23 protein-coding genes and 1 tRNA gene are annotated in these 26,865 nt (G+C 52.9%); 8 read left to right on the forward strand and 16 right to left on the reverse strand.

Annotated features, from left to right (window positions below; all coding sequences use genetic code 11):
* Window positions 1-3: 3 nt before the first annotated feature.
* The 7 genes from DK507_RS00930 to DK507_RS00960 all read right to left on the reverse strand — a co-directional run bounded on the left by DK507_RS00930 (window position 4) and on the right by DK507_RS00960 (window position 5,401).
* Window positions 4-666 (reverse strand): cytochrome b/b6 domain-containing protein, encoded by a 663-nt coding sequence (locus DK507_RS00930; protein WP_109354162.1) that lies wholly within the window; start codon window positions 664-666, stop codon window positions 4-6.
* Window positions 667-672: 6 nt separating this feature from the next.
* Window positions 673-1,200, reverse strand: coding sequence for a cytochrome c (locus tag DK507_RS00935; protein ID WP_216822310.1), 528 nt, complete (start codon window positions 1,198-1,200; stop codon window positions 673-675).
* 112 nt (window positions 1,201-1,312) lie between these two features.
* Window positions 1,313-2,473, reverse strand: a complete 1,161-nt coding sequence (locus DK507_RS00940; protein ID WP_109354163.1) for an acyl-CoA dehydrogenase family protein — start codon at window positions 2,471-2,473, stop codon at window positions 1,313-1,315.
* Window positions 2,473-3,309, reverse strand: a complete 837-nt coding sequence (gene fghA / locus DK507_RS00945) for an S-formylglutathione hydrolase (protein WP_109354805.1) — start codon at window positions 3,307-3,309, stop codon at window positions 2,473-2,475. The genes DK507_RS00940 and fghA overlap by 1 nt, the downstream gene beginning before the upstream one ends.
* Window positions 3,306-3,698, reverse strand: a complete 393-nt coding sequence (locus tag DK507_RS00950) for a VOC family protein (RefSeq protein ID WP_109354164.1) — start codon at window positions 3,696-3,698, stop codon at window positions 3,306-3,308. The genes fghA and DK507_RS00950 overlap by 4 nt, the downstream gene beginning before the upstream one ends.
* A gap of 23 nt (window positions 3,699-3,721) precedes the next feature.
* Complete coding sequence (locus DK507_RS00955) at window positions 3,722-4,831, reverse strand: S-(hydroxymethyl)glutathione dehydrogenase/class III alcohol dehydrogenase (RefSeq protein ID WP_109354165.1); 1,110 nt, start codon at window positions 4,829-4,831, stop codon at window positions 3,722-3,724.
* A 105-nt stretch (window positions 4,832-4,936) separates the two neighbouring features.
* Window positions 4,937-5,401 (reverse strand): DUF6456 domain-containing protein, encoded by a 465-nt coding sequence (locus DK507_RS00960; protein ID WP_254054238.1) that lies wholly within the window; start codon window positions 5,399-5,401, stop codon window positions 4,937-4,939.
* A gap of 159 nt (window positions 5,402-5,560) precedes the next feature.
* On the opposite strand from DK507_RS00960, the gene DK507_RS00965 reads away from it, so the two are divergent.
* Window positions 5,561-6,124, forward strand: coding sequence for a helix-turn-helix domain-containing protein (locus DK507_RS00965; protein ID WP_109354166.1), 564 nt, complete (start codon window positions 5,561-5,563; stop codon window positions 6,122-6,124).
* Window positions 6,125-6,147: 23 nt separating this feature from the next.
* The gene (locus DK507_RS00970) at window positions 6,148-7,323 is read left to right on the forward strand and encodes a glycosyltransferase (RefSeq protein ID WP_109354168.1); all 1,176 of its coding nucleotides are present in this window, start codon (window positions 6,148-6,150) and stop codon (window positions 7,321-7,323) included.
* Here DK507_RS00970 and DK507_RS00975 read toward each other — a convergent pair.
* From DK507_RS00975 to yajC, 4 genes are read right to left on the reverse strand one after another with little or no spacing between them, the layout of a single operon-like run.
* Complete coding sequence (locus DK507_RS00975) at window positions 7,320-7,700, reverse strand: MTH938/NDUFAF3 family protein (protein WP_109354170.1); 381 nt, start codon at window positions 7,698-7,700, stop codon at window positions 7,320-7,322. The genes DK507_RS00970 and DK507_RS00975 overlap by 4 nt on opposite strands.
* A 13-nt stretch (window positions 7,701-7,713) precedes the next feature.
* A complete protein-coding gene (gene secF / locus DK507_RS00980) occupies window positions 7,714-8,697 on the reverse strand; it encodes a protein translocase subunit SecF (protein WP_109354171.1) in 984 nt (327 codons plus the stop codon).
* A gap of 12 nt (window positions 8,698-8,709) precedes the next feature.
* Window positions 8,710-10,314, reverse strand: coding sequence for a protein translocase subunit SecD (secD, locus tag DK507_RS00985; protein ID WP_109354172.1), 1,605 nt, complete (start codon window positions 10,312-10,314; stop codon window positions 8,710-8,712).
* A gap of 28 nt (window positions 10,315-10,342) precedes the next feature.
* Window positions 10,343-10,672, reverse strand: a complete 330-nt coding sequence (gene yajC / locus DK507_RS00990) for a preprotein translocase subunit YajC (RefSeq protein ID WP_109354173.1) — start codon at window positions 10,670-10,672, stop codon at window positions 10,343-10,345.
* A gap of 301 nt (window positions 10,673-10,973) precedes the next feature.
* Here yajC and DK507_RS00995 point away from each other — a divergent pair.
* Window positions 10,974-11,050 (forward strand) — tRNA-Pro (locus tag DK507_RS00995).
* Between the two features lie 99 nt (window positions 11,051-11,149).
* Entirely contained in the window at window positions 11,150-13,489 is a 2,340-nt protein-coding gene (locus DK507_RS01000) for a transketolase (protein ID WP_109354807.1), read from the forward strand.
* Window positions 13,490-13,508: 19 nt separating this feature from the next.
* On the opposite strand, the gene DK507_RS01005 is transcribed toward DK507_RS01000, so the two are convergent.
* A complete protein-coding gene (locus DK507_RS01005) occupies window positions 13,509-15,692 on the reverse strand; it encodes an acylase (RefSeq protein ID WP_174209005.1) in 2,184 nt (727 codons plus the stop codon).
* Between the two features lie 114 nt (window positions 15,693-15,806).
* On the opposite strand from DK507_RS01005, the gene DK507_RS01010 reads away from it, so the two are divergent.
* Together DK507_RS01010 and clpB are read left to right on the forward strand one after the other, a co-directional pair.
* A complete protein-coding gene (locus DK507_RS01010; protein WP_109354174.1) occupies window positions 15,807-17,405 on the forward strand; it encodes a leucyl aminopeptidase in 1,599 nt (532 codons plus the stop codon).
* An 89-nt stretch (window positions 17,406-17,494) separates the two neighbouring features.
* Window positions 17,495-20,095, forward strand: coding sequence for an ATP-dependent chaperone ClpB (gene clpB / locus DK507_RS01015; protein ID WP_109354175.1), 2,601 nt, complete (start codon window positions 17,495-17,497; stop codon window positions 20,093-20,095).
* A gap of 8 nt (window positions 20,096-20,103) precedes the next feature.
* On the opposite strand, the gene DK507_RS01020 is transcribed toward clpB, so the two are convergent.
* The gene (locus DK507_RS01020) at window positions 20,104-20,382 is read right to left on the reverse strand and encodes a hypothetical protein (RefSeq protein ID WP_109354176.1); all 279 of its coding nucleotides are present in this window, start codon (window positions 20,380-20,382) and stop codon (window positions 20,104-20,106) included.
* Between the two features lie 104 nt (window positions 20,383-20,486).
* Between DK507_RS01020 and DK507_RS01025 the strand changes: the two genes are divergently transcribed.
* Window positions 20,487-21,521, forward strand: a complete 1,035-nt coding sequence (locus DK507_RS01025) for a hypothetical protein (RefSeq protein ID WP_109354178.1) — start codon at window positions 20,487-20,489, stop codon at window positions 21,519-21,521.
* 126 nt (window positions 21,522-21,647) lie between these two features.
* On the opposite strand, the gene DK507_RS01030 is transcribed toward DK507_RS01025, so the two are convergent.
* Complete coding sequence (locus DK507_RS01030) at window positions 21,648-24,755, reverse strand: TonB-dependent siderophore receptor (RefSeq protein ID WP_109354179.1); 3,108 nt, start codon at window positions 24,753-24,755, stop codon at window positions 21,648-21,650.
* Between the two features lie 388 nt (window positions 24,756-25,143).
* Between DK507_RS01030 and DK507_RS01035 the strand changes: the two genes are divergently transcribed.
* A complete protein-coding gene (locus DK507_RS01035) occupies window positions 25,144-25,704 on the forward strand; it encodes a hypothetical protein (RefSeq protein WP_109354180.1) in 561 nt (186 codons plus the stop codon).
* Between the two features lie 60 nt (window positions 25,705-25,764).
* Here the strand turns inward: DK507_RS01035 and DK507_RS01040 are convergent, their stop codons facing one another.
* A complete protein-coding gene (locus tag DK507_RS01040; RefSeq protein ID WP_109354184.1) occupies window positions 25,765-26,646 on the reverse strand; it encodes a M23 family metallopeptidase in 882 nt (293 codons plus the stop codon).
* On the reverse strand, window positions 26,646-26,855 hold the full coding sequence (locus DK507_RS01045) for a DUF2093 domain-containing protein (protein WP_109354185.1): 210 nt from the start codon (window positions 26,853-26,855) through the stop codon (window positions 26,646-26,648). Before DK507_RS01045 ends, DK507_RS01040 begins: the two co-directional genes overlap by 1 nt.
* Window positions 26,856-26,865 lie beyond the last annotated feature (10 nt).

Here is a 26,865-nt window from a genome sequence, read left to right on the forward strand (position 1 = left end):
CCGCTAACCGGCGTTCATAACCGCATATACACTGCCCGCCACTACCGCCATGCTGATGATAAAAGCGACGGGGCGTATTTTCACGACTGATACCGGCTCGACATCATCGCGACGGCCCGTGACCATCGGGCGAACCAGATCATTTTTCAGGACCAGCCGGTAGATGGCGACAGCGATAATATGCAAGGCGATCAGCGCCACCAAAATATCGAAGTTCAGCTCATGAAAGTCAGCGATTTCCCGGCCAGTTTTAAAACTGACCAGAATCGCCAATGGCCCGGACTCCAGGCCATCGACATCGACAGAAAAGAGACCGGTTCCGACTTGAATGGACAAAGCCGTCAACAGCGCAAAAACCGCTAACGAACCAACCGGACTATGTCCAAAGGAAGGGTTGTTACGACGCACAAACAGGTCACGGACATAGGCTGAGAGCGACCCCAGTCGTTTGATCATCGGCACAAAGCGAGCCGTCCATGTACCCACAAAGCCCCAGATCAGACGAAACAGCACAAGAGCAAACATGGTCAGGCCCAGCCGTCGGTGCCAGTCCATCATCCCTTCTTCGGCGGTCCACCACATCAGCGGGATGAGGAGGACGATCAGCCAGTGAAACAGGCGGATCGTCCAGTCCCAAACGAGTGTCTGCGCCGTATCAGCGGTCATCGCAAGCTAGTCGTCCAGACGATAGTCGTCATGACAGGCCTTGCAGGTGCCGCCAGTTGCTTTGAACGCCTCACCAATGGCTGCCATATCGCCGCCCTGCGCAGCGGTGTTCAGATTGGCGGCTGCTTCCTGCATGTTTCCGACCTTCTCTTGGAAGTCTGTCATATTTTCCCAGATAACAGGAAGCGCATCTGTTTCGACACCGGACTCAGGGCCACTGCCTTCCGGCCACCAGTCCGCCATACCTTGTGTTGCCTCTGGAACCGCAGCGGCGGCTTCCTGGATGATGGCAATATCGGGGCTACTGGCTTTCAGTTGATCACTAATCGCCTTGAAAGCATCGCCCACTTTTTCGAGCTGACCCTGCCGTGCTTCAATCTGTTCCTTGATCGTCATGCCGTTGGGTAATTGCACGGTGGCCGCTTCACCCGAGGCTTCTGACGCAGCTTCGGATCCGCCACTTTCTCCACATGCACTGAGCAACATCATCGTTGCGATAGCCGGAGCTACAATCTTTACCCTAAGCGTTTTCATCAAGGCCTCCATATCTTTTGAGCTTCCCGAGGAATGTCGAGATTAGAAGGAATTACAGGAAAACCGCCAATCTGGCCAGTCCCCATAAAAACAATAATACCAAGGATAATTACTAATAGGAGCGCGGCAAGTCCAAGACATGTTCCGCAAGGTAAGACAGGATCAGGTTCGTGGAGATCGGTGCAATTTGGTAGAGCCGGGTCTCACGCCATTTGCGTTCGATGTCATAATCCTCGGCGAAAGCGAAGCCGCCATGGGTTTGCATACAAGCCTCGCCAGCCGCCCATGAGGCTTCAGATGCCAGCATTTTCGCCATATTCGCTTCTGCGGCCATTGATTCTCCGGCTTCGAACATCGCCGCTGCCTTGCGCACCATAAGATCCGCCGCTTCAGTTTGCGCATAGCTGCGGGCGATGGGGAACTGGACGCCCTGGTTTTGACCTATGGGGCGATCAAACACCTCTCGCTCACTGGCATAATGTGACGCCTTTTTGGTAAACCAGCGCGCATCACCGATACATTCAGCCGCGATCAGAACCCGTTCTGCATTCATGCCGTTGAGAATATAGCGCAGCCCCTTGCCTTCCTCGCCGATGATATTGGCCGCAGGCACGCGTAGATCGTCAAAATAAACCTCAGTCGTGCTGTGATTGATCATCGTACGGATGGGTTTAATGGTGAGGCCGTTGCCAACCGCCTCACGCATATCGACGATGAATACCGACAGACCATCCGTCCGTTTCTGCACCTGATCTTGCGGTGTCGTGCGGGCGAGCAGGACCATTAGATCGCTATATTCCGCGCGGCTGGTCCATACCTTTTGACCGTTGATTACATAGTGGTCACCATCGCGAACTGCGGAGGTTTTGAGACCTAAGGTATTGGTTCCGCTGCCCGGCTCGGTCACGCCGAAGGCTTGTAGGCGTAGTTCACCAGTCGCGATTTTGGGGAGATATTGCTGCTTTTGCGCTTCGTTACCATCGCGTAAGATCGTGCCCATAATATACATTTGAGCATGGCACGCGCTAGCGTTGCAGCCGCTGCTGTGAATTTCTTCCAGGATTGCCGCGGCGGCCGACAAACCAAGCCCGCTTCCGCCATATTCCTCAGGGATCAGCGCAGCAAGAAAGCCAGCCTTTGTGAGAGCATCGACAAATTCTCCGGGATAGGCGCACTCCCGATCTTTCTCCCGCCAATAACGGCCAGGGAAATCGCTGCACAAGGCGCGCACGGCTTCGCGCATTTGCGCTATTTCTGGCGTATCATTCCACATCAGAGCCGCTCCGCATGCCAGCGCAAATGATCATCCATGAATGTCGAGATCGTGAAATAACTATGATCATATCCTTCGCGCATATTCAGCGTCAGAGGGATAGCCGCCCGTTCACATGCCGCCACTAACAAATTTGGTTTAAGCTGCTCTTCGAGAAACTGATCTGCCGTGCCTTGATCGACAAGAATATCCGCAACCCGCGCGCCGTCTTCAATTAGCGCACAAGCATCATAGTCTCGCCAAACGTTCTGATCGGCACCGAGATATCCACCCAGCGCTTTGTGTCCCCATGGACAATTTAGCGGGGAAACAATCGGTGCAAAGGCCGAGACACTTTTGAAACGATCAGGATTGCGCAGCGCAATGGTGAGAGCTCCATGGCCGCCCATGCTATGACCAAATATGCCCTGCCGCTTCATGTCCGTCGGAAATGCTTCAGCGATCAAAGCGGGCAATTCCTGCTCAATATAGCTGCGCATCCGGAAGTTGGTTGACCAAGGCTGCTCCGTCGCATCAACGTAGAAACCTGCGCCTTGTCCCATATCATAGGCTTCATCGTCCGGCAGAGCATCACTGCGTGGTGACGTATCGGGGCAGACAATGATCAGTCCCAATTCCTTCGCTAACCTTCGATATTCGCCCTTATCCATCACATTAGCATGGGTGCAGGTCAGACCGGATAAATACCAGAGCACAGGCAGCGCCGCGCCATCCTCATACTCGGGCACAAAAACAGCGAAAGTCATATCTGTTTTGGTTTCGGCGGAGGCATGGGAATAAACCCCCTGCACTCCGCCAAATGCTCTGTTTTCAGATATTGTTTTTAGTGCACTCATCCGGGTCGATACATAGCGCATAATTTATGGCCGTCGGGGTCGCGCACATAGGATAGATGCATCTGACCCATCGTCGAATCCCTTGGTCCCGGAGGATCTTCAATTGACGTCGCACCATTATCAACCGCAACATCATGGAATTCTTTTACCTGTTCCGGTGAAGAGCAGGCGAAACCGATTGTAGCGCCGTTGGCGACAGTAGCAGACTGACCGTCAATCGGCTGGCTGACGCTGAAAATATTACCGTTGTGGATATAGAAAAGTCGGGTCGTCCCATCTTCTTTGACGTCCACCATCGGTTCACCAGCACCCAGCGTGGCAAGCACCGCGTTGTAAAATGACTTTGATCTTTCAATGTCATTAGAACCCACCATGACGTGACTGAACATAACTCTCTCCTTTATTGAATTTCTTAAAAAACTACGACGCTTCGGATACTTTCACCTGCATGCATCAGGTCAAAGCCCTGGTTGATTTCTTCGAGCGTCAACGTGTGTGTGATCATCGGATCAATCTCGATCTTGCCGTTCACATACCAGTCCACGATTTTCGGAACATCCGTCCGCCCGCGGGCACCGCCAAAGGCCGTACCCTTCCAGACGCGGCCGGTAACCAACTGAAATGGCCGGGTGGTGATCTCCTTGCCTGCTTCGGCTACGCCAATGATGATGCTCTCGCCCCAGCCGCGGTGACAGGCCTCAAGCGCTTGGCGCATCACATCGGTGTTACCAGTGCAATCAAAAGTATAATCGGCGCCGCCATCGGTCAAAGCGACAAGATGTTCGACTATGTTCCCGCTGACATCTTTGGGATTAACGAAATGGGTCATGCCAAATTTGCGACCCCATTCTTCCTTGTCGGCGTTTAAATCGACGCCAATAATCTTGTCCGCCCCGACCATCCGGGCACCCTGAATAACGTTCAGGCCAATGCCGCCGAGACCGAAAACGATCACATTCGCGCCGGGTTCCACCTTCGCTGTGTTGGTGACTGCGCCAACGCCGGTGGTTACACCGCAACCGATATAACAGCTCTTGTCAAATGGTGCATCGGTACGAATTTTGGCCACGGCAATTTCAGGCAGCACGATGAAATTGGAAAAAGTGGAACATCCCATATAATGATAAATCGCCTCGCCCTTATAGGACATCCGGCTAGTCCCATCAGGCATGAGGCCCTGTCCCTGTGTCGACCGGATTGCTGTACACAGGTTGGTCTTGCCGGAGAGACAGGATTTACATTGCCGGCATTCCGGAGTGTAAAGCGGGATCACATGATCATCTGGTGCAACCGATGTCACACCGGCACCCACTTCGCGGACTATGCCAGCCCCTTCATGGCCCAATACACTGGGGAATTTTCCCTCGCTATCGAGCCCATCTAGCGTGTAGGCGTCCGTATGACAGATGCCGGTCGCCATGATCTCGACCAGCACTTCACCTGCCTTTGGACCTTCCAGATCCAGCTCGACAATTTCCAGCGGTTTCTTGGCTTCAAAGGCAACGGCAGCGCGGGTTTTCATAAGGCGGTGTTTCCTGACAGTTTGGTCTGCCTGCAACCTTATCTTATCATCGCGTGCAATCAACCGGATTCAAGCGTTCCATCATATTATCAGGCCGACCAATTTCTATTCCGGCAAACGGTAAAAATTGGCCAGCCGGTCCAACGCAATTTTTAGGACCAGCTTTCCTGACCGTGCGGGCCAACCGAGATTTTTTTCCGCCGCAGGAACCCCTTCCCCGGCGCAGATTATCCGCCAGGCAATATCGGATAAATCGGTACCGAGATGCGCGATGGCATTATCAAATCGCTGCCTGGCCGCAATTTGCGCTTCGGTCGCATTCAGCATTTCCGCCGCAGCGCGTCGCCCTCCGGTAGGCGGCACCATGTTCCAACTCATGGTGGTATTGGGCGGCAAATTGGCCCGCTCCCAGTCTGCCCGCAGTTTCTCACCGCCATCAAACTGGCGATCCGTTAGATGTCCCCTTGCATGAAGCCAAGCCAAAGGTGATTCCGACAGGTTAACCGTCACGCTGCGTGCCGGACGTTTTCGGGCACCAGCGTTGGCGCAATCCCTGCCATCTTGGGGCAAAGGCCGTTCCGCCAATATACGAGGGTCTTTCAATTTATCTGTTCTGATTGATGGCAAGATACGCTCCTTCTCAAATGATTTGGATATCCCTTGCCATTTTGGAGAATATGTAGGAAAGAAGAAACCATATAGGTTTTATTTTGCCAACTGGAGTCAACCATGATTAGCCGCATAAGAGATGTTCGCAAAGCCAAGGGTTTGACGCTCGATGATATCGCAAAACGCTGCGAGCCGCCTACAACTGCGCAAACCATCGGCCGGCTCGAAACCGGAATGCGAACACTGTCGCTAGCGTGGCTTAACCGGATCGCGGATGCGCTTGGCGTTGACAGTGCGGAATTGCTCGCGCTTCCCGATCAGGATGAATTGCCGGTAGCGGCGATACTGGATCACAAGGGCGCTCATGCCCTTAGGAAGACCGAAACTATTTTACAGCCGACGATAGAGGCAGATATGGTCGCTCTGCGTGTCAAAAGCAGCATAGGTGACTATCGCTCCGGTGATGATGTCTGGCTGTCACGCCGGGTCCCGGATCAATATGGCGCCGCCCTGAACCGCGATATATTGGTGCCGCGTCCTGCTGGACGCTTTCTTTTCGGCCGCCTGATCGGCCGAGAAGGCGATATGATCCAGATTTTACCGCTGGGCAGCGGTGCAAGGCAACAAGTCGTCAAAGATCCGGAATGGATTGGTGTCGCCGTTAGGCTGGTAAGAGCGCTTTAAGGGCTCTCCGCTAAGGCAATCCGATGCCCCGCCCGCTCAACATATTAACGCTATCGACATTGTTCCCCAATGCGGCCTCGCCCAATTTCGGGATATTTGTCGAACGGCAAACAGCAGAGTTGGCGAGCAGAGCCGAAGCCGATGTCACGATCATCAACCCCATCGGGATCCCGCCACTGCCACTACGAAGTCTTCCGCCCTATCGCGCGCTTGCGGATCTGCCAGAGCACGAACACTGGCACGGGCTTAATGTCCATCGCCCTCGTTTCCGCCTGATCCCAAAAATTGGTGGCTCCAAAAATCCGGAGCGGATTGCAAAAGCCATCATGCCGCTGGTCAGGAAGCTGCATCATGCAAAACCGTTTGACCTGATTGATACGGAGTTTTTCTATCCGGATGGCCCTGCGGCAATGCGCCTGTCTAACGAGCTTCACATTCCTTTTACCGTGAAGGCGCGCGGGGCGGATATCCACCATTGGGGAAGTAATGCCAGATGCCTGTCACAGATATTGCAAGCAGCTGACAACGCTTCCGGCTTGCTAGCAGTGTCCAAAGCACTGAAACAGGATATGGTCGAGCTTGGCATGGAGGGTGACAAGATATCGGTCCACTATACCGGTCTTGATTCTAAGAAATTCGTACCAGTTGACCGCGCTGCGATGAAGAAGGAACTGGATATTCCTGGGCCATTGTTCATCTGCGTTGGCGCGCTCATTCAGAGGAAGAACCAAGCGCTGGTGATTGAGGCAATGCAGTCTTTCCCCAATGCCACTTTGATGCTTGCAGGCAAAGGCGAGGAAGAAAAGGCTTATCGGGCACTAATAGACAAGTTAGGTGTGCAAGACCGCGTTCGCTTCCTGGGCAATGTTCCGCACGATGAGTTACCGGGATTGATCGCAGCGGCCGACATTTCTATTCTGCCGTCAAAGTCCGAAGGGCTGGCCAATGCTTGGGTAGAAGCTCTATCCTGCGGCACACCGATCATCATCAGCGAGGCTGGTGGAGCGCGGGAACTGGTGCGATCAGATACTGCGGGGCGGATTGTGAAACAAAATAGCTCGGCAATTGCCGACGCTATCAAAGCCATTTTGACTCAGCCACCGGCACCGAGTGATGTACGCGCTAGCGTCAGTCAATTCAGCTGGGAAAATAACGGCGATGCGTTGGTAAAGCTGTTCCTGGAGATTGTCGGCCGTTAACCGAGCGGCATGAACGCGCCGATAATCCAGCGCTCTTCTGCCCGCAACACGCCCCAGGCCCGCGCCGCCGCTCGGCTATCCATGACTTCAATACCCAGTTTCGCGGTATCTGCAGCCCGGCGAAAAGCCGCTGGTGGCTGCTCCATCTTTGTACCGCTACCAAAAAGCAGAAACTCGGGATTTGGCGATAGGTTCAGAGCAGCCATAATCTCCTTCAGATTCAGCTCATCGCGTGCGGGCGCGGCCCAGGGCAGCGCCTGTTCCGGCGAAAGCAACAAGCCATTGTCAAACCGCCGGTCTCCAATTTTAAAGCCATTGGGAGTAAAACCGGTGACAACCGGCCCGGCAAATTCAACATCTCGCCTGAGCTCAACCATCAGCCTTCAACAATCAACCGACTTCTTCAGGCCCACCGATTTTTTCAGCCTGCCCACCGGCAGCTTCCGGTGGCACGAAACTATCAGGTCCGACTTTCAGCCAAATCAATATGGGCGCAGCCATATAAACCGAAGAATAAGTACCAATGAACACGCCCAGGAACATTGCCGTTGCAAAACCGAAAATCACATCCGGTCCCCAGACAATCAAGGCGATTAGGGCGACCAACATCGTCAAACTGGTCATCACCGTGCGCGCTAATGTTTCGTTGACCGATAGATCCAGCAACGCAATAATATCCATCTTGCGATATTTCTTCAGATTCTCCCTGATCCGGTCATAAACCACAATCGTATCGTTTAACGAATAGCCAATAATGGTGAGCAACGCCGCCACGATATTGAGGTTGAACTCGAGCTGTGTGAGCGCGAAAAAGCCGAAAGTCAGGGCGACATCGTGAAACAGGGCAAACAGCGCACCTGCACCAAATTGCCATTCAAACCGGATCCAGATGTACAACGTAATCGCCAGCATCGCACCAACCAGAGACCAGACACCTTTGGATAGCAACTCCTCCGATACCTTGCCAGAAACAGAGTCCACCCCATCAATACGAACGTCAGGATAATCAGCTTTCAACATGCCAGTGATTTCATCAGCCATTGTATTGGCTAGTTCCGGATCCTGATCGGCCCCTGTCGGCAGCTTCATGCGGATCGAAACCTCATTGGGCTCGCCAAAGCGCTGGATTGTCGGGTCACCGTAACCAAGCGCGCCAACCTTCTCCCTTAGCTCCGTAATTGGTGCATCGGCAGTCTGCGTAAAGGTTGTACGGATCATCTGCCCGCCGACGAAATCAACGCCAAAATTCAAGCCTCTTTGAGCGACCAATGCCATTGAGCCGATAATCATCAAGATGCTTATGGCAACGGCAATATTCCGCCATTTAAGGAATGCGATATTGGTATTATCGGGAACGAGTTTGAGAAGTTTCATGACCATTCCCTCCTATATAACCAGCTCTTGTGGACGGGTACGACGCAACCACAGTGCGACCAGCATCCGTGTCACGACAACAGCGGTAAAGACCGATGTAACAATTCCGATAATCAGAACCACGGCAAAACCGCGAACCGGACCGGAACCGAAAATAAACAGCAACAAGCCAGCGATGACGTTAGTGATGTTGGCGTCAAAAATCGCTCTAGAGGCTTCTTTGTAACCAACCTCGACCGCTTGCACCACGCGTCTGCCGCGCCGTCTTTCTTCGCGTATTCGTTCATTGATCAGCACATTCGCATCGACGGCCGAGCCGACGGTCAGAATGAAACCGGCAATTCCCGGCAATGTTAGAGTTGCATTGAAAATCGCCATGACTCCGAGGATCAGGAAGAGGTTCAGCGCCAGTGCAAAATTAGCATAAAAACCAAAGCGACCATAAGTAACGACCATGAATGCCAGCACCGCCGCTGTACCAATAATAGCGGCAATCATGCCCTTGCGGATGGAATCGGCACCAAGATCGGGGCCAACCGTCCGTTCTTCCACGACCTGCAGCTCAACTGGCAGGGCGCCCGAGCGCAGAGCGATAGAAAGCTGGTTCGCTTCTTCAACAGTAAAATTGCCGGAGATCTGGGCTGAGCCACCCAAAATCGGTTCATTGATATTTGGCGCAGAAAGAACCACGCCATCCAATATAATGGCAAAGGGGCGACCGACATTATTTTGGGTCAGCCGGGCGAATTTTGCTCCGCCTTCGGTGTCGAATGTAATGTTCACAACCGGTGCATTCGTATCCGGATCAAATCCCTGTCCGGCATCGGTCAACTTGTCGCCGGAAATACCGCCAAGACGCTTTACCGCAATATTTGGCAGACCCGAGGGATTGTCCGGATAAGGGAAAACCTGGCTACCGACCGGCGCACGCCCTTCGGCGATGGCGTTGGGATCAGCTTCGAAATCAACCAGTTTAAATTCCAATTTGGCAGTTTTGCCAAGTAGCTCCTTCAAAGCCTCCGGATCCTCGAGACCAGGCACCTGAACAACGATCCGTGTATCGCCTTGCCGGATGATAGTGGGCTCGCGTGTACCCATTTCATCGATACGCCGCCGGATCACGTCAGTTGCAGTATCCATTGCGTTATCGACGGCATTTTCAAGCCCGGCAGATGTTGGAGAGACAACGAAGCGTGTATCATCACGTACTTCAATATCCCAGTCTCGCTGACCCGTCAGGCCAGCACCAGTAGTCAGCGGCTCCAAGACATCGCGTGCGGCGTCGACTTGTGTGGAATCGCGTACCATGAAAGAGAGCACGCCATCCCTTCTTGAAATATCACCGATATTGATGCGGGGATTAGCGCGGCGCATTTCGGCCCGAACGGACTCTTCCATTGTCTGCAAGCGGGTTTCCGCCACGTCGGCAGGTTCCGCCTCCAAGAGAATATGGCTGCCACCGGATAAATCGAGACCGAGATTGATGGTTTCATCCGGCAGGAAAGTTGGCCAATATTTATGACTTTCGCCAAAAAACAGGCTGGGAAGTGACATCAAAACGCCAAAAGCCAGCAGCAAAGATATGGAAATGACTTTCCAGCGCGGGAAATCTAACATCGTAAAATTATCCGTTCCCTAAACAGGTTCAATCGTTGGCTGGTTTGCCGCTACCACGTGGCACCACGTCAGATAACGTAGCCTTAACCGCTTTAACGCGAATACCTTTGGCGATCTCAACCTCAACATATTCGTCATCGACTTTCATCGCCTTGCCAACCAGACCGCCACCGGTAATGACTTCATCATTTTTCTGAACAGCGGAGATTTTACTCTGATGCTCTTTCATCTTCTTTTGCTGTGGACGGATCAGCAGAAAATAGAAAACGGCAAAAATCAGGACTAACGGCATAATTGAAACAAGAAATCCACCCGCTCCGCCGGAAGCTGCCTGTGCCGTGATTAGTAGTGAAGTCATATCATTATCCCCAATGTAACAGCCCTATTCCCAGGCTGGTTGACCGCCATTATTGTTTGCACAAAATGCCGGACATCAATGCTGCGCGCGCCTATCATGCACCCCCAGTGAAAGCAATCTTTAGCTATGCCAAAACAATCAAATTGGACAGCTGATAAAATACCAACCGTAGATGGGAGCAGCAATCCGGGAGATCAAGTGTGCCAAACATAAAGGGTCAAATCCTATGCCCAAAAAACTTGCCAAGGATGCAGGACCACCATATACGCGCTGGCTCGGTCGGCAACGCCGCACTGACGGTCGGGACGTAGCGCAGCCTGGTAGCGCATCACACTGGGGGTGTGGGGGTCGGAGGTTCGAATCCTCTCGTCCCGACCAATTTCAAAGATTTACCGGTTTTGGCTTGATTCGGAAGCTGGTGCACATTGATCATGATGTCTATGGAATGACTGTAGCTTCATCTGGGACGCCATGATCATGACCACCAAAACAAACAACAACACATCAAATGAAATGCAGACGCTGGAGCTGTTGGAGTCACGGTTGCGATGGCTGTCTTCGTGGACCGTCCACAATGCCAATCATATCCGCGAAAAGCGTGACGGGCTTAAAGTCGGTGGCCATCAAGCGAGTTGCTCCTCCATGACAGCGATCATGGCCGCGCTCTATTTTCATGCGCTGAGGCCGCAAGACAAAGTTGCGGTGAAACCGCATGCCGGCCCCGTCCTCCATGCCATTCACTATTTGCTCGGCAATCAGACACAGGAAAAGCTGGAACGCTTTCGCGGTCTCGGCGGTGTTCAAAGTTACCCATCGCGAACCAAAGACAGCATTCCGGTTGACTTTTCGACGGGATCGGTCGGCCTCGGCGTCGCGGTAACCGCCTTTTCCAGTTTGATGCAGGACTATCTGATCGCCCATGGGCAACTGGAAGAAAGCGATGCCGGCCGGATGATCGCCTTGATGGGTGATGCCGAGCTGGACGAAGGCAATATCTATGAATGCCTGATCGAAGCTTATAAACATGACATTAGAAACTGCTGGTGGGTGGTGGATTATAACCGGCAATCACTGGACAGCACGACAGCAGACCGGATGTTCCGCCGTTTTGACGATATTTTCGAAACCTGCGGCTGGCGTGTGGTAACCTTAAAATACGGCAAGCGGCAGCAGGCGGCGTTCAACAAACCCGGTGGCAAGACACTGGAACAATGGATCGAGAATTGCCCCAATGCCGATTTTGCCGCGCTTACATATCAAGGCGGCAAGGCATGGCGCAAACGGCTAGTCAAAGATATCGGCAACAAGCCCAATGTGAAAAAGCTGCTCGCCGGTTTCGATGATGATACCCTCGCCGATCTGATGACCAATCTCGGCGGCCATTGTGTCGAAACGCTGTCAGACGCCTTTGATGCCTGCGATGACGACCGACCAACCTTGTTCATTGCCTATACCGTCAAGGGATTTGGTCTGCCTTTGGCTGGCCACAAGGACAATCATTCCGGCATGATGAACCCGACGCAAATGGATGGTTATCGCAAAAGCCTCGGGATCAAAAAAGGTTCGGAATGGGAAGCTTATGGCGGCATGGGCGACAATGCGGCGGCACAGTTGAAGGCCTTCGTCGAGGACAGTGCATTGGCGCGGCACAGACCGGAGGCGACGGCCCCGACAGTCGCCATCCCGGAGCGTTTTGCGGTGCCCGCTGGTGATGAACAGTCAACCCAGGCTGCGTTCGGCAAAATTCTTTTGAATCTAGCCAAATCGGGGGAAGAAATTGGTAACCGGATCGTCACCACGGCTCCCGACGTTACCCAGACAACCAATCTGGGTGCCTTTGTGAACCAGCGCGGCCTGTTTCGGCGGCAGGAAGTGGCTGACGTTTTCCAACAGGCCCAAATTCCGTCTGCACAAAAATGGTCAGCGCATGGCGCAGGTCAGCATATCGAATTGGGCATAGCGGAGAATAATTTCTTCCTCATGCTTACATCGATGGGACTGACGGCACCTCATTTCGGAACCCGGCTACTACCGGTGGGAACGGTCTATGATCCCTTCATTGCCCGCGGCCTCGATGCACTTAACTATGGCTGTTATCAGGATGCACGCTTTCTTCTCGTAGGCACTCCGTCCGGCCTCACGCTAGGGCCGGAAGGCGGTGCCCATCAATCGATCAACACGCCATTGATCGGGATGGGACAGCCCGGCCTGGTCTATTTTGAACCGGCTTGGGCCGATGAAGTGGCGTTGATGATGCGCTGGGCCTTTGATCATATGCAACAGAAAGACGGTAGCTCCACCTACTTACGTCTCAGCACGCGATCAATTGCACAGATTGAACGGGACAATGATGATTGGGAAGCCGATGCGCTCAAAGGCGCCTATTGGTTACGCAAACCCGCAAAAGGGGCCGAAGCAGCCATAGCCTTTACAGGAGCTATCGCGCCAGAGGTCCTGCAAGCTTATGACAGTCTGGTCACAGATATTCCCGGGCTGGGATTGATGAACGTAACGTCGCCGGACTTGCTGCACCGCGGATGGTCAGAACAGCGTGCTTCTCGATGGGAGGGCAGGGATGATAGTCCGTGCCATGCCAAACGCTTGCTGGATCAATTATCCCCTGATGCAGGCCTGATAACGGTTCTCGACGGCTCTCCGTCGACTTTGTCCTGGCTAGGCGCCGTAAATGGGATGAAGGTCAGCCCGCTCGGTACGGATCGGTTTGGTCAAACGGGAGATCTGCCGGACCTTTACAACGCCTACCGGATAAACGAGAGCGCGATTATTGACGCAGCGGCAGAGCTCTTTCTGGCTTAGACGGCTGTTTGTCGTGCCATTATCTTGCTGACCCGATTACCTTCTCGCTGGCTTTGTTCTTCTCCAACTCCGCCGGATCAAACCATACAGGCTTCAGCTTCTTGTCCACAAATAGCTGCATCTGGTCTGTATAGTGCGGACTATCGGGACGGGTTGTCGCGGCCCCAAACGGCTGGATCGAACGGGACGTGACAGCCCCTGCCTTGTCCCATTCAACAAACATGATGAAACTGTCGCCATGGCGCACCGACAGACGGCCGTCGTCATCAATGTCCCACAAAGTAGACGCACGGATGGTGTCATTGCCACCATCAATGGGAAGGTCGACGTCGCCTTGCCGCAGGCGCAGGACCTCGAGCATGGGCGGGTCGATGCGATCGAAATATTGGTTCAGATGGTCGACCGTCTCCTGCAAGATTTCCCGGGGATCAGGGACTTCACCGCGTTGATAATGCGCCTTGTTTGCCGGACGCAGTGCTTTTAGCGCCAGAGCGTCGGCAGGTCCCTTGCCATCAAGGTCCCAGTCCCATTTGGCGAGCAAGGCTTGGGCCTTGGCAAGTTCGGGATCGTCTTTCAGGTCCAGTGCGGCAATCTTGTCGAGCCAATCCTTGGCGTAGCCAGCCCGAACATAGGCGGTATCGTACTTGATCCGGCGGATTTCCTCTTCGCCGATCTTGCCATTGGCTTCCAACAACTCAATCGAGCGGCGCGACCGGTTCGTCTGGTCATCCTCGATCCCCATCAGCGGAGAAAAGGTTTCCGGGTTCAGTTCATCGCCTGGTCCGGCCGCGACATAGGGTGTATTGTTCGCGTTCATGACATAGCCGGAACCTGGATTGATCAACGCCGGAACCCGCGTGAACGGCAAACTATTCTGCCAGACCGCATTGGGATTATCGCCGGGTAAAACGGTGCGCCAATCAAAGCCGGGCGCGCGATCGGGGAACATGGCGTTGTAGAACATTCCGATGTTACCCTTGGCATCGGCATAGATGAAATTGGTCGCCGGCACGCCCTGTCCAGCCATTGCCGCTTGCCACTCATCAAAATCCTGCGCCTTGTTGATGCGATAATATTGGGTCAGCATGTCGAGTTGATCCATGCCCGCATAGCGCAGCGCATAGGCGCCGTTACCGTTGATGATTGCCGGACCATGGACCGACCGGTAGATCATCTGCGGATACGGAATTACGAACGGGCCATATTTGATTTTCAACCAGACTCGCTTTTTCTCCAGCGGCAACCATTCGCCATCAAATTTATAGGCATTGCCCTTTTCATTGAGCGTAAGCTTGTAGATATCAATGAGATCGGGCCGGTTGACCGTATTGGTCCAGCCCAGATTCTTGTTATGCCCCAGAAACGGGAACGGTGATCCCGGGAAATTGGCCCCCGCAAAGTCCCAACCTTCATCGCTATGCACAACCAGTTCATACCATGCGACGTTACCGCGCAAAGGCTGATGCGAGTTAGAAATCAACCGGGTTTTCTCATCGGTCGAACGCTCCGGTGCAATCGCATAAGCATTGGATCCATTTTCATCAGGATCCGGACCGACCGGCGTAATTATCTTGTCCTCGCTCAGGGGGTGAACGGTGCGATTTTCAATCGGCACAGCCAGACTTGGACCACCCTCCCGGCGCAGAGCTTTACCCTCGGTTAGTGCTTGTATAGGGCCATTGAGTCCAAAGAAAAACGGGGAGCGTAATGCGAAACCAGCGGCAATATCACGGCCATTGACCGGGAATAGCTTGGACAAGCTGACCTCATCCGGATGCTCTTCAGCATAAGCATTCAGGCCCGAAGCATAGCCGTCCAGCACTGCGCGTACATCCTCTGGCAGATCGTCATATTTGCGCTTCACCGTACCATCGACATCAAGTAGCGCCGCGACAAAATCAATCGGCGCACCATCCGCACCGTTAAGTGTTGCGAGGCGCCCGCGGGTCATCGCGGTAACCTCTTGCAGCGTTATGAAATCATCCTCGGCATGAGCATATGCAACGCCATAAGCGACATCGGCATCGGTCTTGCCGAAAATATGCGGCACGCCGAAATTATCGCGAACGATACGCGCTTCATAATCTTTTTTGGGCGGTGGAGATGCAGGTGAGACGCTCATCGGTTCCCAAACCGCCAGCGCGATGGCAACCAGTAAAATCAGGATCAACAATCCTATTCCAATTCGCCTGATCACCTTCATTTCATTTCCTTTTTCTATGGCAATCGACCTTGCCCTTTGCATCGTTCTTGCGCAATGTTGTGACATTGGTCAACCGGGTAGCCTCCCCATCGTCAAAGCCACAAAGGATAACTCATGCCGAAATCAAAAATCTCTCGCCTTGCCATGTTCTCAGCTCTGTCCACTCTCGCATTTGCCGCCCCGACATCGGCACAATCTGTAGTTGGATCCGGTGTTCCGGCTAGTACCGTTTCCAACAGCGCCGAACGTCCAATTGCCTTTGCTGATCAGGCCCCTGCCGATGCCGGCTTAATCATTCTAATGCAAAGCGCCGAGTTGCCGGATATTCCGGCCCTTTCCCCCGCTGAACGCAGCGCCGTAGAAGCAGCTATAGCCTCCGCCGAGTTCAAGGGAAAAACCGGCACCAACTTAAAACTGCGCGGCATTGGCAATCGTCCGCTTATCATGCTCGCTGGAGCAGCCCAACCGGATAAAGCGGGGCCGGAAGATGCAGGACTGGACTGGAAGTCAGCCGCTGGTAGCGCAGTGCAAAAACTGATGAAGGAAGGTTCGGAGCTGGCGATTGTCGGGTCTCCAGACGCCGCCGCAATGGCTGAAGCTGCACTTGGCTTGGACCTCGGTCAATATCGTTTTGATCGTTATCAGACAGATGTCGAAACAGCACCCGCCGCGCAGAGCGTTACAATAGCCGGCCCATCAGCGTCGGCAGCTCAAGCTCTGTGGAACAATCGTTACAAACATCTTGCGGACAGTGTTAGAATGGTCCGTGACCTGCAGAGCGAACCGGCCAATACGCTTTATCCGCAAAGCTTTGTTGATCGGGTGAACGCGGCGTTCAAGGGCGTCCCCAATATCCGCATCGAAGTTCTGGACGAAGCGGCGATGCGCAAGATGAATATGGGAGCAATTGTCGGCGTGGGTCAGGGCAGCCCGCGCGGTTCACGGATGATGGTGGTTAGCTATACAGGCGGAACCGGCGCGCCACTGGCTTTGGCTGGCAAAGGGATTACCTTTGACACGGGCGGCATCTCGATCAAGCCAAACAAGGGCATGTGGGCGATGAAGGCCGACATGTCGGGAGCCGCCGCCGTGATGGGTACGGCATTGTCGCTGGCCAAGAGCCGTGCACCAGTTAACATTGTAGCAGTAGCAGCGCTGGCCGAAAATATGCCCGGTGCCAATGCCCAGCGCCCCGGTGATGTGGTGCGAACCTATGGCGGAAAGACCATCGAAATCCTCAGCACGGATGCGGAGGGCCGGTTGGTGCTCGCCGATGCCGTGCAATATGTAGCAGATCGCTACAAGCCATTTGCGCTGGTTGATATCGCAACCTTGACCGGATCAGTTGGACGCGCGGTGGGCGATCAATATGCCGGGCTATTTGCGCGGGAGGATGAGATTGCTGATCGCCTGTTGAAAGCTGCTGAGGATAGCGGCGAACACCTATGGCGGCTGCCTCTGCATCCCGCTTATGCCAAGGCCATCCGTTCGGATATTGCCGATGTAAAAAATTCGGGTGTCACAGACGCGCCAGGCGCGAGTGCCGGGGCTCATTTTATCGGTTATTTTATCGATGAATCAATGCCTTGGGCTCATCTGGATATTGCCGGTGTCGACTGGAACAATTCCGCAAAGCCGCTGACGCCAAAAGGGGCATCCGGCTTTGGCGTCCGCTTGCTCGATCAACTGGCACGCGACTGGACCGCCAAATAAGCTTTTGTAACAATTATTTGTCCCGCTCCCTTGTGTGATAAAAACATCACTCCATATCTGGAGAGAACCAGAAACGAGGGAACGGGACAATGAATCTCGAGAAATTTACCGACCGCGCCAAAGGCTTTTTGCAATCCGCCCAGACGGTAGCGATCCGCATGAACCACCAGCAGATCACTGCAGCACATCTGTTGAAGGCGCTGCTTGAAGATGATCAGGGCATGGCGGCTGGTCTGATTGCAAAAACAGGCGGCAATGCCAAGCAGGCACATCTCGACATAGATGATGTGCTGGCGAAAATCCCGGCGGTATCCGGCAGCGGCGCACAGCAGACACCGGGCCTGAACAATGATGCGGTGCGAGTACTGGATCAGGCCGAGCAGGTTGCCGAGAAAGCGGGTGACAGCTTTGTCACTGTCGAGCGGCTATTGCTGGCTCTGACCCTGTCCAAAGACACCGCAGCGGGAAAAGCCCTCACCAATGCAGGTGTGACACCAGATGCACTGAACAGCGCGATCAACGAGCTGCGCGGCGGGCGCACAGCGGACACGGCTTCAGCCGAAGATCGTTACGAAGCAATGAAGAAATTTGCACGCGACCTGACCGAAGCAGCCCGCGAAGGCAAGATGGATCCAGTCATCGGCCGGGATGAGGAAATCCGTCGTACCATTCAGATTTTGGCGCGTCGAACCAAGAATAATCCTGTACTGATCGGCGAACCGGGTGTGGGTAAAACCGCTATCGCCGAGGGATTAGCACTGCGCATTGCCAATGGCGATGTCCCAGACAGCCTAAAGGATCGGCGATTGATGGCACTCGATATGGGTTCGCTGATTGCAGGCGCGAAATACCGAGGCGAATTTGAAGAACGGCTTAAAGGTGTCCTCGACGAAGTGCGAGGGGCTGATGGTGAAATCATATTGTTCATTGACGAGATGCATACGCTGATTGGCGCAGGTGCTTCCGAAGGCGCAATGGACGCATCCAATCTGCTCAAGCCCGCTCTGGCGCGCGGCGAACTGCATTGTATTGGTGCGACTACGCTGGATGAATATCAGAAACATGTCGAAAAAGACCCTGCCCTGCAACGGCGCTTCCAACCCGTTGTTATTGGCGAACCAACGGTGGAAGATACCATCTCGATCCTGCGCGGACTAAAGGAAAAATATGAGCTGCACCATGGCGTGCGGATTACCGATGGGGCACTGGTGAGCGCCGCAACCCTGTCGCACCGTTATATTTCCGACCGTTTCCTGCCGGACAAAGCCATCGATCTGATGGACGAAGCGGCATCGCGCATCCGTATGGAGGTCGAGTCCAAGCCGGAAGAAATCGAAACGCTCGACCGGCGGATTATCCAGATGAAAATTGAGCGTGAAGCGCTGTCCAAGGAAAGCGATGACGCGTCCAAAAGCCGTCTGGAAGCCCTGGAAAAGGAACTGGCGGAACTCGAACAGAAATCCACGGAGCTTACGACCCGCTGGCAGGGCGAGAAGGACAAAATCCACGCCGAAGCGCATTTGAAGGAAGAGCTGGATGCGGCCCGTCTAGAGCTCGAACAGGCGGAACGGGCCGGTGATCTCGCCAAGGCTGGCGAGCTGAGTTACGGCAAGATCCCCGATCTGGAGAAAAAACTGGAACAGGCGGCAGACGCCACTGAAGGCGCTATGCTGCGTGAGGAAGTGGTAAGTGAAGACATCGCATCAGTCGTGTCCCGCTGGACCGGTATCCCCGTTGACAAGATGCTCGAAGGTGAGCGCGAAAAACTACTCGCCATGGAAGAGTTGATCGGTAAGCGGGTCATTGGTCAGAAAGATGCGATAGACGCTGTATCTGCCGCTGTCCGCCGTTCCCGTGCCGGTTTGCAAGACCCCAATCGCCCACTCGGAAGCTTCCTCTTCCTCGGCCCCACCGGTGTCGGCAAGACAGAGCTTACGAAGGCACTAGCCGGATTCCTGTTCGATGATGATCAGGCGATGGTTCGCATCGACATGTCTGAATTTATGGAGAAGCACAGCGTCGCTCGCCTGATCGGCGCGCCTCCGGGCTATGTCGGCTATGAAGAAGGCGGTGTGCTAACCGAGGCAGTAAGACGCCGGCCTTATCAGGTTATTTTGTTTGACGAGGTTGAGAAAGCGCATGGGGACGTGTTCAACGTTCTGTTGCAAGTTCTTGATGACGGCCGTTTGACCGATGGTCAGGGCCGGGCCGTGGACTTCTCTAACACGCTGATCATTCTCACTTCAAATCTCGGCAGCCAGTATATGGCAAACCTGAAAGATGACGAAAAAGTCAAGGATGTTGAGCCGCAAGTCATGGAAGTCGTCCGTGCACATTTTCGGCCGGAATTTCTCAATCGGCTTGACGAGATCATTCTGTTCCATCGCCTCGCCGAAGAACATATGGCACCGATTGTCGAAATACAGGTCGCCCGGGTGCAGAAACTGCTCAAGGATCGCAAGATCACGCTGGACCTTTCCGACGCCGCCAAGCGCTGGCTTGGCCGGGTCGGTTATGACCCGGTCTACGGCGCTAGGCCATTGAAACGCGCTATTCAGAAATATCTGCAGGACCCGCTCGCAGATATGATCTTGCGCGGTAATGTACCAGATAGCAGCACGGTGCAGATTGACGAAGGGGACGGGGCGCTCAAAATAGAGGCGATTGAACCCGAAGCCGATAAGGCTTGAAGTTGTTGCTACCGACCGCTGGTTGCACCTTGATTGGCATGATCAACTATTGTTCTGGCCTGAGCACTTCCGGCCGCTGTCATAGCGGCCCACTGGGCAACAGTCATGCATTTTTTTCTGCGAATTAAAGAACCTGTCACCTGGATACGTTTGCATTTGATTCTATCAGAATCGGATTTCTTGCTATCATCTACCGCAGTTGGTTCAGGCTTTTCAGGATCACCAAAAGCCAACGCCGGGCTCGATATCAATAACGACGCAACAACAGCCAACACTTTAATACGCATAAATGATTCTCCCGTGCGGTGGAATCTAGTTTATAGTACTTTAGATCACAACAATAATCGCAACAAGCACTTGCAACAACCTGACTCTATTGGCAGAAAAAAATATGACAGCCCAAAAGCCTGCTCTCGCGGAAATTTCACAGAACCCAGATTATCTGGCACATCGTTATGATGAACATAACGATGCTTTCCGATTCATTCCCGTTGATAGAGAACTTCACCGGAACTCTACATTTCTCACGGACAAGATTTTACCCGACAACCTTCCCGTCTTTGCTTTTGATAGGAAAGACGTAGTAGCCGCAAACCCACCCAAGGGTCGTGTGCATTACATTTTTCATTCTGCATATTGCTGCTCGACTATGTTGGCCCGCGCTTTAGACATTAAAGGCATTTCGATGGGCTTCAAGGAACCTGTGGTTCTTAATGATCTTGTCGGCTGGAAACGCCGAGGTGCCAATCCGAGAGACGTAGCGGAAGTGCTGGATCAATCGATTGATCTACTTGCCCGCCCCTTTGGAGCTGGAGAAACAGTAATAATCAAGCCATCCAATGTCGTTAATATCTTGGCGATAGTGATGCTAGCTATGCGTCCTGATGCCAAAGCGATATTACTGCATGCGCCGCTCAAAACCTATCTGCGTTCGATTGCGAAAAAAGATCTTTGGGGCAGGATGTGGGTGCGGGAATTGTTCATCGGTCAAATGAAAGACCAAATGATCGCTCCTTTTGGTATGAGTAACGAAGACATGCTGATGTTGACCGACCTTCAGGTTGCGGCCGTCGGTTGGCTCGCGCAACACGCAGTTTTTACCGCTACGCTATCGAAATTTGGCCCTGACCGTGTTAAATCGTTGAATAGCGAAACCCTCCTTGCCGACAAGGGGGAAACAATGAAACAAATGTCGCAGCTTTTTGGGTTGGATATCGATCAAGATAATCTGGAAAAAATTGTCAGCGGACCTGCATTCAATCGACATTCCAAACTCGATATGGAGTTTGACAAGGAGGCTCGGGAAAAAGAGCATGCAGATGCTGCTTCTTTACATGCCGATGAAATTGAAAAAGTATATGAATGGGCAAAAGTGATGGGCGAAAGAATGAAAATTTCTCAGACGCTCGCATCCCCCCTGTTTTAGCAGCACTTCCCGGACACAACCATCAACCTGGGAAACACCGAGGTTCAGAGGTAAACATCATCGCGCCAGACATAAAAAAAGGCGGGCTCAAGAGCCCGCCTTCTTTTTATCCGTCTGATTTTCAGCTTAGAAGGTTACTTTAGCTGAAACACCGAAGCGGCGACCCAGAGCATCATATGTAGATGAGTAGGTGTTACCATTGTTGAAGGTCGTGGAACCCACGTCCGCACCAACGATCGGTGGTGACTTGTCAAACAAGTTCTGTACCAGGAACGTCATCTGCAGATTGTCCATAACCTGCCAACGTGCACTCAGATCAAAGTAGTGCGCGGAGCCAATGCTACGGAATGCAGGATCAACGATACACCCTCCAGGGTCAGCACCTTCAAAGTCAGGGCAGCCCTGATCAGCAACTGGCAGCAATACACCCATGTCATCGACATTCGATGCCAAAGCACCGGCCAGATCGGTCAACTGCTGGAGCGGCTCATACTGAACGCCATCAATGTAACGCCACAACAGAGAAACATCCACATCTGGGAAGCTCAATGTCGTCCGCTGAGAGAAGGTCCACTCAGGCTGGATCGCGCCACTGAAAGCACTACAGTTCACACTGTAGAAGCCAACACATTCACGATTGATCGAAGTCGGTGTTGCCTGGAACGTGGTTGAGTTCGTCCAGTTACCATTCAAGCCCAAGGTGAGTTCAGCGAAGCCGATATCTCTCTTGTAGTTGAATGAGAAGTCAATACCGTCTGTTTCCAGCGTACCCAAGTTGGAAAGCGCTCCGAAAAGACCTGGCGTGTTGGATGGATCACCACTCAAACCACCATCAAACGGGTTACGACCAATCTGTGTACATGCCGGATCGGTTGCTGATGCTGCTGTGATATTATCAAAACAAGCACTGATCAGATCGCCCGGGGTTGCCGTGGTGATCGCATCGGTGATCGAAATATTGTAATAATCTACAGTCATCGAGAAACCAGGAACGAACTCAGGCTGGAATACAAAACCAACAGTGTATGTGTCGGCTGTTTCAGGCTGAAGATCGATGTTCCCGCCGGTTGTAATATTGACCTGTCCGGAAACCGGAGGAGGAATATTACCAACGGTAAACGCTGGAGCACCCTGTGCTTGACAGACAGCAGACAGATTACCCGAAAGGTCATTTGTCGGAGCATTACCTTGACAAGGGTCAGTTAGCAGGTTCGTCAAAACTGTAGCCACTGGTGTGAACAGTTCACCAATATTTGGTGCACGAACAGCGCGGTTAAATCCGCCACGGATCTTCAGGCCAAGATTGGCATCTGGAGTCCAGCTACCGCCAACTTTCCAAGTCGTAGTGCTATAACCCGGGTTGCTGGCCGCTTCGATTGTGTAATCCGAATAACGGATACCAGCTTCGAGTGTCAGATCGTCGAAGAAAGGCTTATCCTGAACAACAGGAACAACCAGCTCGCCGAAAGCTTCGTACACGTCATATGAGCCACGGATCGGCACAGCAGCACCACCGGCACCACCAAGCTCACCTGGCGTTTCAGCCAAAGAGTCAGCCTGTTGGAATCCAGTGTTGTTACGATACTCGCCACCAATAGCGAAGCTGACATTGTCTTCAGCAAAAGGAACAGCAAAACCGCTGTCACCGCTTATCGTAGCACGAACCTGCGCCAGAGAAGCACGGCGTTCTGTTGTACTACGGCCACGAATGTAGCTTGCAGCTTCTGGTGAGATATCACCTTCAGCACCAAAGACATTGGCAGGAACACAGCCAGCAGCAGCGGTGGTGTCTACACAGGTAACGCCATCAACTGTTTGCAATGTGGGTCCAAGACGCGAGTTCAGAACATAGTTGTCCTGAGTCAGGATACGCGAACTTTCGCCGTAAGAACCAAAAATGTCCCAATCGATTGCATCAGTCAACGCCCCGCGGAAACCAATCTTGTAATCAAACAAGGTCGTCGAATAGTCACCCAGACGCGGACCAACTTCCACCGTACGACGGCGCAGGTTGGTTTGGAACGTCTGGTAGTTCGGGTTCGCACTACCGTCAGCCAGCGTAGGACCATTAGGATCGGTTGCCGCTGCCAAACAAGTTGCCGCATCCAATGTTTGAATGCCTGCCGTGTTCGGATCAAAGTCGTTATTGGCACAGAACGCGTTACGTAAAGCAACCGGAATAAACGGATTGTTTATGTTGATCGTCTGGTTTGAACCAAAGGAACCGGAAGGAGCGATAATCGTGGACACGTTGTTCTTGGAGAACAATCCACGAGAATAAACTTCAATCGTGTCCGTGATTTCGTAGTTACCGGCAGCATAAATGTTAAAACGCTCAAACGGTGTTTGGAACAAGTTGAACGGGTTAAAGTTGAACAGACCGATTGTGTCGTTCAAACCACCGCTGGCTGGATTAACCTGTCTGTTACCAGAGAAGTTAGTACCATCTTCTGGACAAGGATTAAGTCCAGCACAGGCAAACGAGAAAGCCGCAGGAACGGTTGTTGTAGAACCACCTGGCTGTCCGTTAAAGGAACCGATGTTGAATGTTGAGAAATCGCGATCACCCTGGAAAACGGCATCACGATCCTGGTAACCCAGGCTCAAAACAACGTTACCGCGGCCATCGTCAAAGTTAGCACCGATTGTTGCGTCGATACGGAAGATGTTTCCGTCGCCTTCTTCAGTGATCTGCTCGGATACTTCAAGTTCAAAACCAGCAAAATCTTTCTTGGTAATGAAGTTTACAACACCTGCGATAGCGTCAGCACCATAAGTGGTGGAAGCACCGCCGGTCAGCACGTCAACACGCTCGATCAGAGCGAGAGGCACGTTGTTCAAGTCAAACTGACCAGCAAGGTCGTTTGGCACAACGCGCGTACCATCAAGCAAACCCAGGTTACGGTTTGAGCCAAGAGCACGCAAATCGATCGTTGCCGTACCGTTGTTACCATTGTTTGCGTTGGAGCCGATACCGGAAACCAGACCCGGAATGTCGCGGATCAGTTCTTCAGCGTTTGTCGAAATCTTAAGTTCGATTTCGTCTGCATTGGTCGCGATCACCGGCGAAGAACGCTCAAGATTAGGATTAGAAATCAAAGAACCAGTAACGATGATGATATCATCTTCACTTGTCTCCGCTTCCTGATCCTGCGCGTAGGCAGGTGCTGAAACCATAGCGAGACCAAGCACCAGTGGTGCTGCACCGCTCTTCAGCTTCGTAAATTTTTTCATGTTATTCCAGTCCCTTATTCTGGAGGAGCAGGGCCCCCAATGGCCCGCTTCTGTAGTTGTCCGATCGAATCACACCCGCTTTGGACACGCGCAATATTCCATCGGAATGGCTGGCAGATGCCGTAATTGCGCAATAGTGTAAAGCCGATGTTCAGGTTTGAAGCGCAGTTTTGTAGAGAATGTAACTATTTTGCCACAGTCTTATCGGCGCTCTAAGACAAAGATATATAGCTCACAAGACCGGTTTTATGCGCTGATTTACAATCATTTTCTTGAGCGCCTGCGCATTGTATTGCACCGCGGTCTTGTTATGCTACTAACAAGGTAAGATGTAAAAGCGTCACCTTCACAACACATAATGAAATGTTTTCGGCCGAGGAGTAGAAGCATGACCAGTCGAATAGATAGTAAACGCCCATTACTGACGTCTCTAGTAGGCATAGCTTTTATCCTAAATGCGCCTGCGCTGGCAGCAAAAGAGGACGGGGCAATAACAACACCACCTGCAATTTATACGGAATTGATTTCCTGTAAAAACATAGTGGACGCTGAACAACGGCTGGCTTGTTTCGACGCCAAGGTAGCCGCGCTGGAAACCGCGCAATCTAACAACGAGTTAGTCATCGCGGACCGGGAACAGGTGCGTGAAGCACGGCGCGGCTTATTTGGATTGTCTCTGCCTCGGATAAAGTTGTTCGGCGGGGGTGACAAAAAGAGTGAGACCGTCAATCAGATAGAGTCAAAAATTGTATCAGCACGCCAGTTACGTGACGGCAAATGGCTAATGAAACTGGAAGACGGAGCGCTTTGGCGACAAACGGAAGTCAAAAGCACCATGCGATCGCCCAAGGCTGGCGATACCATAGTGGTGAAACGTGGAGCGCTCGGAAGCTTCGTAGCCAAGGTAAATGGCGGTCGACCCGTCAAAGTAAAACGGATCGTAAACTAGCCCGAACTGGCTTTAGCTACTGATCAATCCGCGCGTATCGGTTCACCCGACGGCCATATTTCAATTCATTGGTCCGGTCAGCAGTATCGGGTCAATGCGGGCATTGTTCCATTTCATCGACCAATGCAAATGAGGGCCTGTTGCACGACCTGTAGCTCCTATGCGGCCAATGGGTTCACCGCGCTTCACTTCCTGCCCCTCTTTAACAAGTATCTGAGAGGCATGAAGGAATGCGCTGTTCAAGCCCATGCCATGATCGATCATTAGCAAATTGCCTTCGAGCGAAAATGGCTTTTTCGCAGCCAGCGTCACCACACCATCGGCCGGCGCGACAAAATAAGTGCCTTTGCCTCCGGCAATATCTACGCCGCTATGATAACTTCCCGGCTCGCCTTTATAGATGCGCTGGGACCCGAACATACCGGAGATACGACCTTTGGCTGGCCAGACAAAGGTTTGACGCCAACCCTTGCTGTTGCTTCTTACCTGACGCGCCGCGTTGATTTGAGCCAGCTCCGGTTTCCGCCGAGCCATGAACGCAGCGCTTGGCCCACCGCTACGCCGGGCGACATTAACATGCTCAATCTTCCATTTGCGAGGAGCGATGTTGAAAAATTTCCTGACGGTCTGGCCATTTTCCAGCGTCGCGACCATTTGCGCTGACTGCCCGGCATCCCGGTTAAAGGCTATGATGAACTTGCCATCCTCATCAACCGGAACCGGCTGCCCATCGAACGACAGGCTCTGTGTACCGGCAGGTGCATCGCCCAGCATCACGCCGCCCTGAATCTCCTGCCCGGAAAAACCAAATTTGACGGCCTGCCGAAAAGCGGATTCTTCCGCTTCAGCTGTTTCTGCCAATGTCGAAGACAGAGGCAACGGGATAGCTGCAATGGCGGCCAGCGCCGCAGAACCAAAAATTACGGTCTTCCTGAATCTCATTATTTTTCCTCTTCCGGCAAATGCGCCTGAGCAGAGATTTGTGCTGTCGCATAGGCTTCCTGTTTCTCCACGCTCCAATAGCGCAGATCTTCGAGCGGAATCTGTTCGCTGGTAATCGCACATAGAACATGGTCACCAGATGATAGCGGGCGAAAGCCGTTGGGCATATAATATAGCTTTGCCACTTTGTTGCGATTGGACATTAACATAAGAAAAACC

Source organism: Sphingorhabdus sp. EL138 (assembly GCF_900258045.1).
Classification (GTDB): domain Bacteria; phylum Pseudomonadota; class Alphaproteobacteria; order Sphingomonadales; family Sphingomonadaceae; genus Parasphingorhabdus.

What these genes read in the sequence shown, in the direction of transcription:
- DK507_RS00930 (WP_109354162.1), bottom strand. Translation starts at nt 666, where the DNA reads ATGACCGCTGATACGGCGCAGACACTCGTTTGGGACTGGACGATCCGC.
- DK507_RS00935 (WP_216822310.1), bottom strand. Translation starts at nt 1,200, where the DNA reads ATGAAAACGCTTAGGGTAAAGATTGTAGCTCCGGCTATCGCAACGATG.
- DK507_RS00940 (WP_109354163.1), bottom strand. Translation starts at nt 2,473, where the DNA reads ATGTGGAATGATACGCCAGAAATAGCGCAAATGCGCGAAGCCGTGCGC.
- fghA (WP_109354805.1), bottom strand. Translation starts at nt 3,309, where the DNA reads ATGAGTGCACTAAAAACAATATCTGAAAACAGAGCATTTGGCGGAGTG.
- DK507_RS00950 (WP_109354164.1), bottom strand. Translation starts at nt 3,698, where the DNA reads ATGTTCAGTCACGTCATGGTGGGTTCTAATGACATTGAAAGATCAAAG.
- DK507_RS00955 (WP_109354165.1), bottom strand. Translation starts at nt 4,831, where the DNA reads ATGAAAACCCGCGCTGCCGTTGCCTTTGAAGCCAAGAAACCGCTGGAA.
- DK507_RS00965 (WP_109354166.1), top strand. Translation starts at nt 5,561, where the DNA reads ATGATTAGCCGCATAAGAGATGTTCGCAAAGCCAAGGGTTTGACGCTC.
- DK507_RS00970 (WP_109354168.1), top strand. Translation starts at nt 6,148, where the DNA reads ATGCCCCGCCCGCTCAACATATTAACGCTATCGACATTGTTCCCCAAT.
- DK507_RS00975 (WP_109354170.1), bottom strand. Translation starts at nt 7,700, where the DNA reads ATGGTTGAGCTCAGGCGAGATGTTGAATTTGCCGGGCCGGTTGTCACC.
- secF (WP_109354171.1), bottom strand. Translation starts at nt 8,697, where the DNA reads ATGAAACTTCTCAAACTCGTTCCCGATAATACCAATATCGCATTCCTT.
- secD (WP_109354172.1), bottom strand. Translation starts at nt 10,314, where the DNA reads ATGTTAGATTTCCCGCGCTGGAAAGTCATTTCCATATCTTTGCTGCTG.
- yajC (WP_109354173.1), bottom strand. Translation starts at nt 10,672, where the DNA reads ATGACTTCACTACTAATCACGGCACAGGCAGCTTCCGGCGGAGCGGGT.
- DK507_RS01000 (WP_109354807.1), top strand. Translation starts at nt 11,150, where the DNA reads ATGACCACCAAAACAAACAACAACACATCAAATGAAATGCAGACGCTG.
- DK507_RS01005 (WP_174209005.1), bottom strand. Translation starts at nt 15,692, where the DNA reads ATGAAGGTGATCAGGCGAATTGGAATAGGATTGTTGATCCTGATTTTA.
- DK507_RS01010 (WP_109354174.1), top strand. Translation starts at nt 15,807, where the DNA reads ATGCCGAAATCAAAAATCTCTCGCCTTGCCATGTTCTCAGCTCTGTCC.
- clpB (WP_109354175.1), top strand. Translation starts at nt 17,495, where the DNA reads ATGAATCTCGAGAAATTTACCGACCGCGCCAAAGGCTTTTTGCAATCC.
- DK507_RS01020 (WP_109354176.1), bottom strand. Translation starts at nt 20,382, where the DNA reads ATGCGTATTAAAGTGTTGGCTGTTGTTGCGTCGTTATTGATATCGAGC.
- DK507_RS01025 (WP_109354178.1), top strand. Translation starts at nt 20,487, where the DNA reads ATGACAGCCCAAAAGCCTGCTCTCGCGGAAATTTCACAGAACCCAGAT.
- DK507_RS01030 (WP_109354179.1), bottom strand. Translation starts at nt 24,755, where the DNA reads ATGAAAAAATTTACGAAGCTGAAGAGCGGTGCAGCACCACTGGTGCTT.
- DK507_RS01035 (WP_109354180.1), top strand. Translation starts at nt 25,144, where the DNA reads ATGACCAGTCGAATAGATAGTAAACGCCCATTACTGACGTCTCTAGTA.
- DK507_RS01040 (WP_109354184.1), bottom strand. Translation starts at nt 26,646, where the DNA reads ATGAGATTCAGGAAGACCGTAATTTTTGGTTCTGCGGCGCTGGCCGCC.
- DK507_RS01045 (WP_109354185.1), bottom strand. Translation starts at nt 26,855, where the DNA reads ATGTTAATGTCCAATCGCAACAAAGTGGCAAAGCTATATTATATGCCC.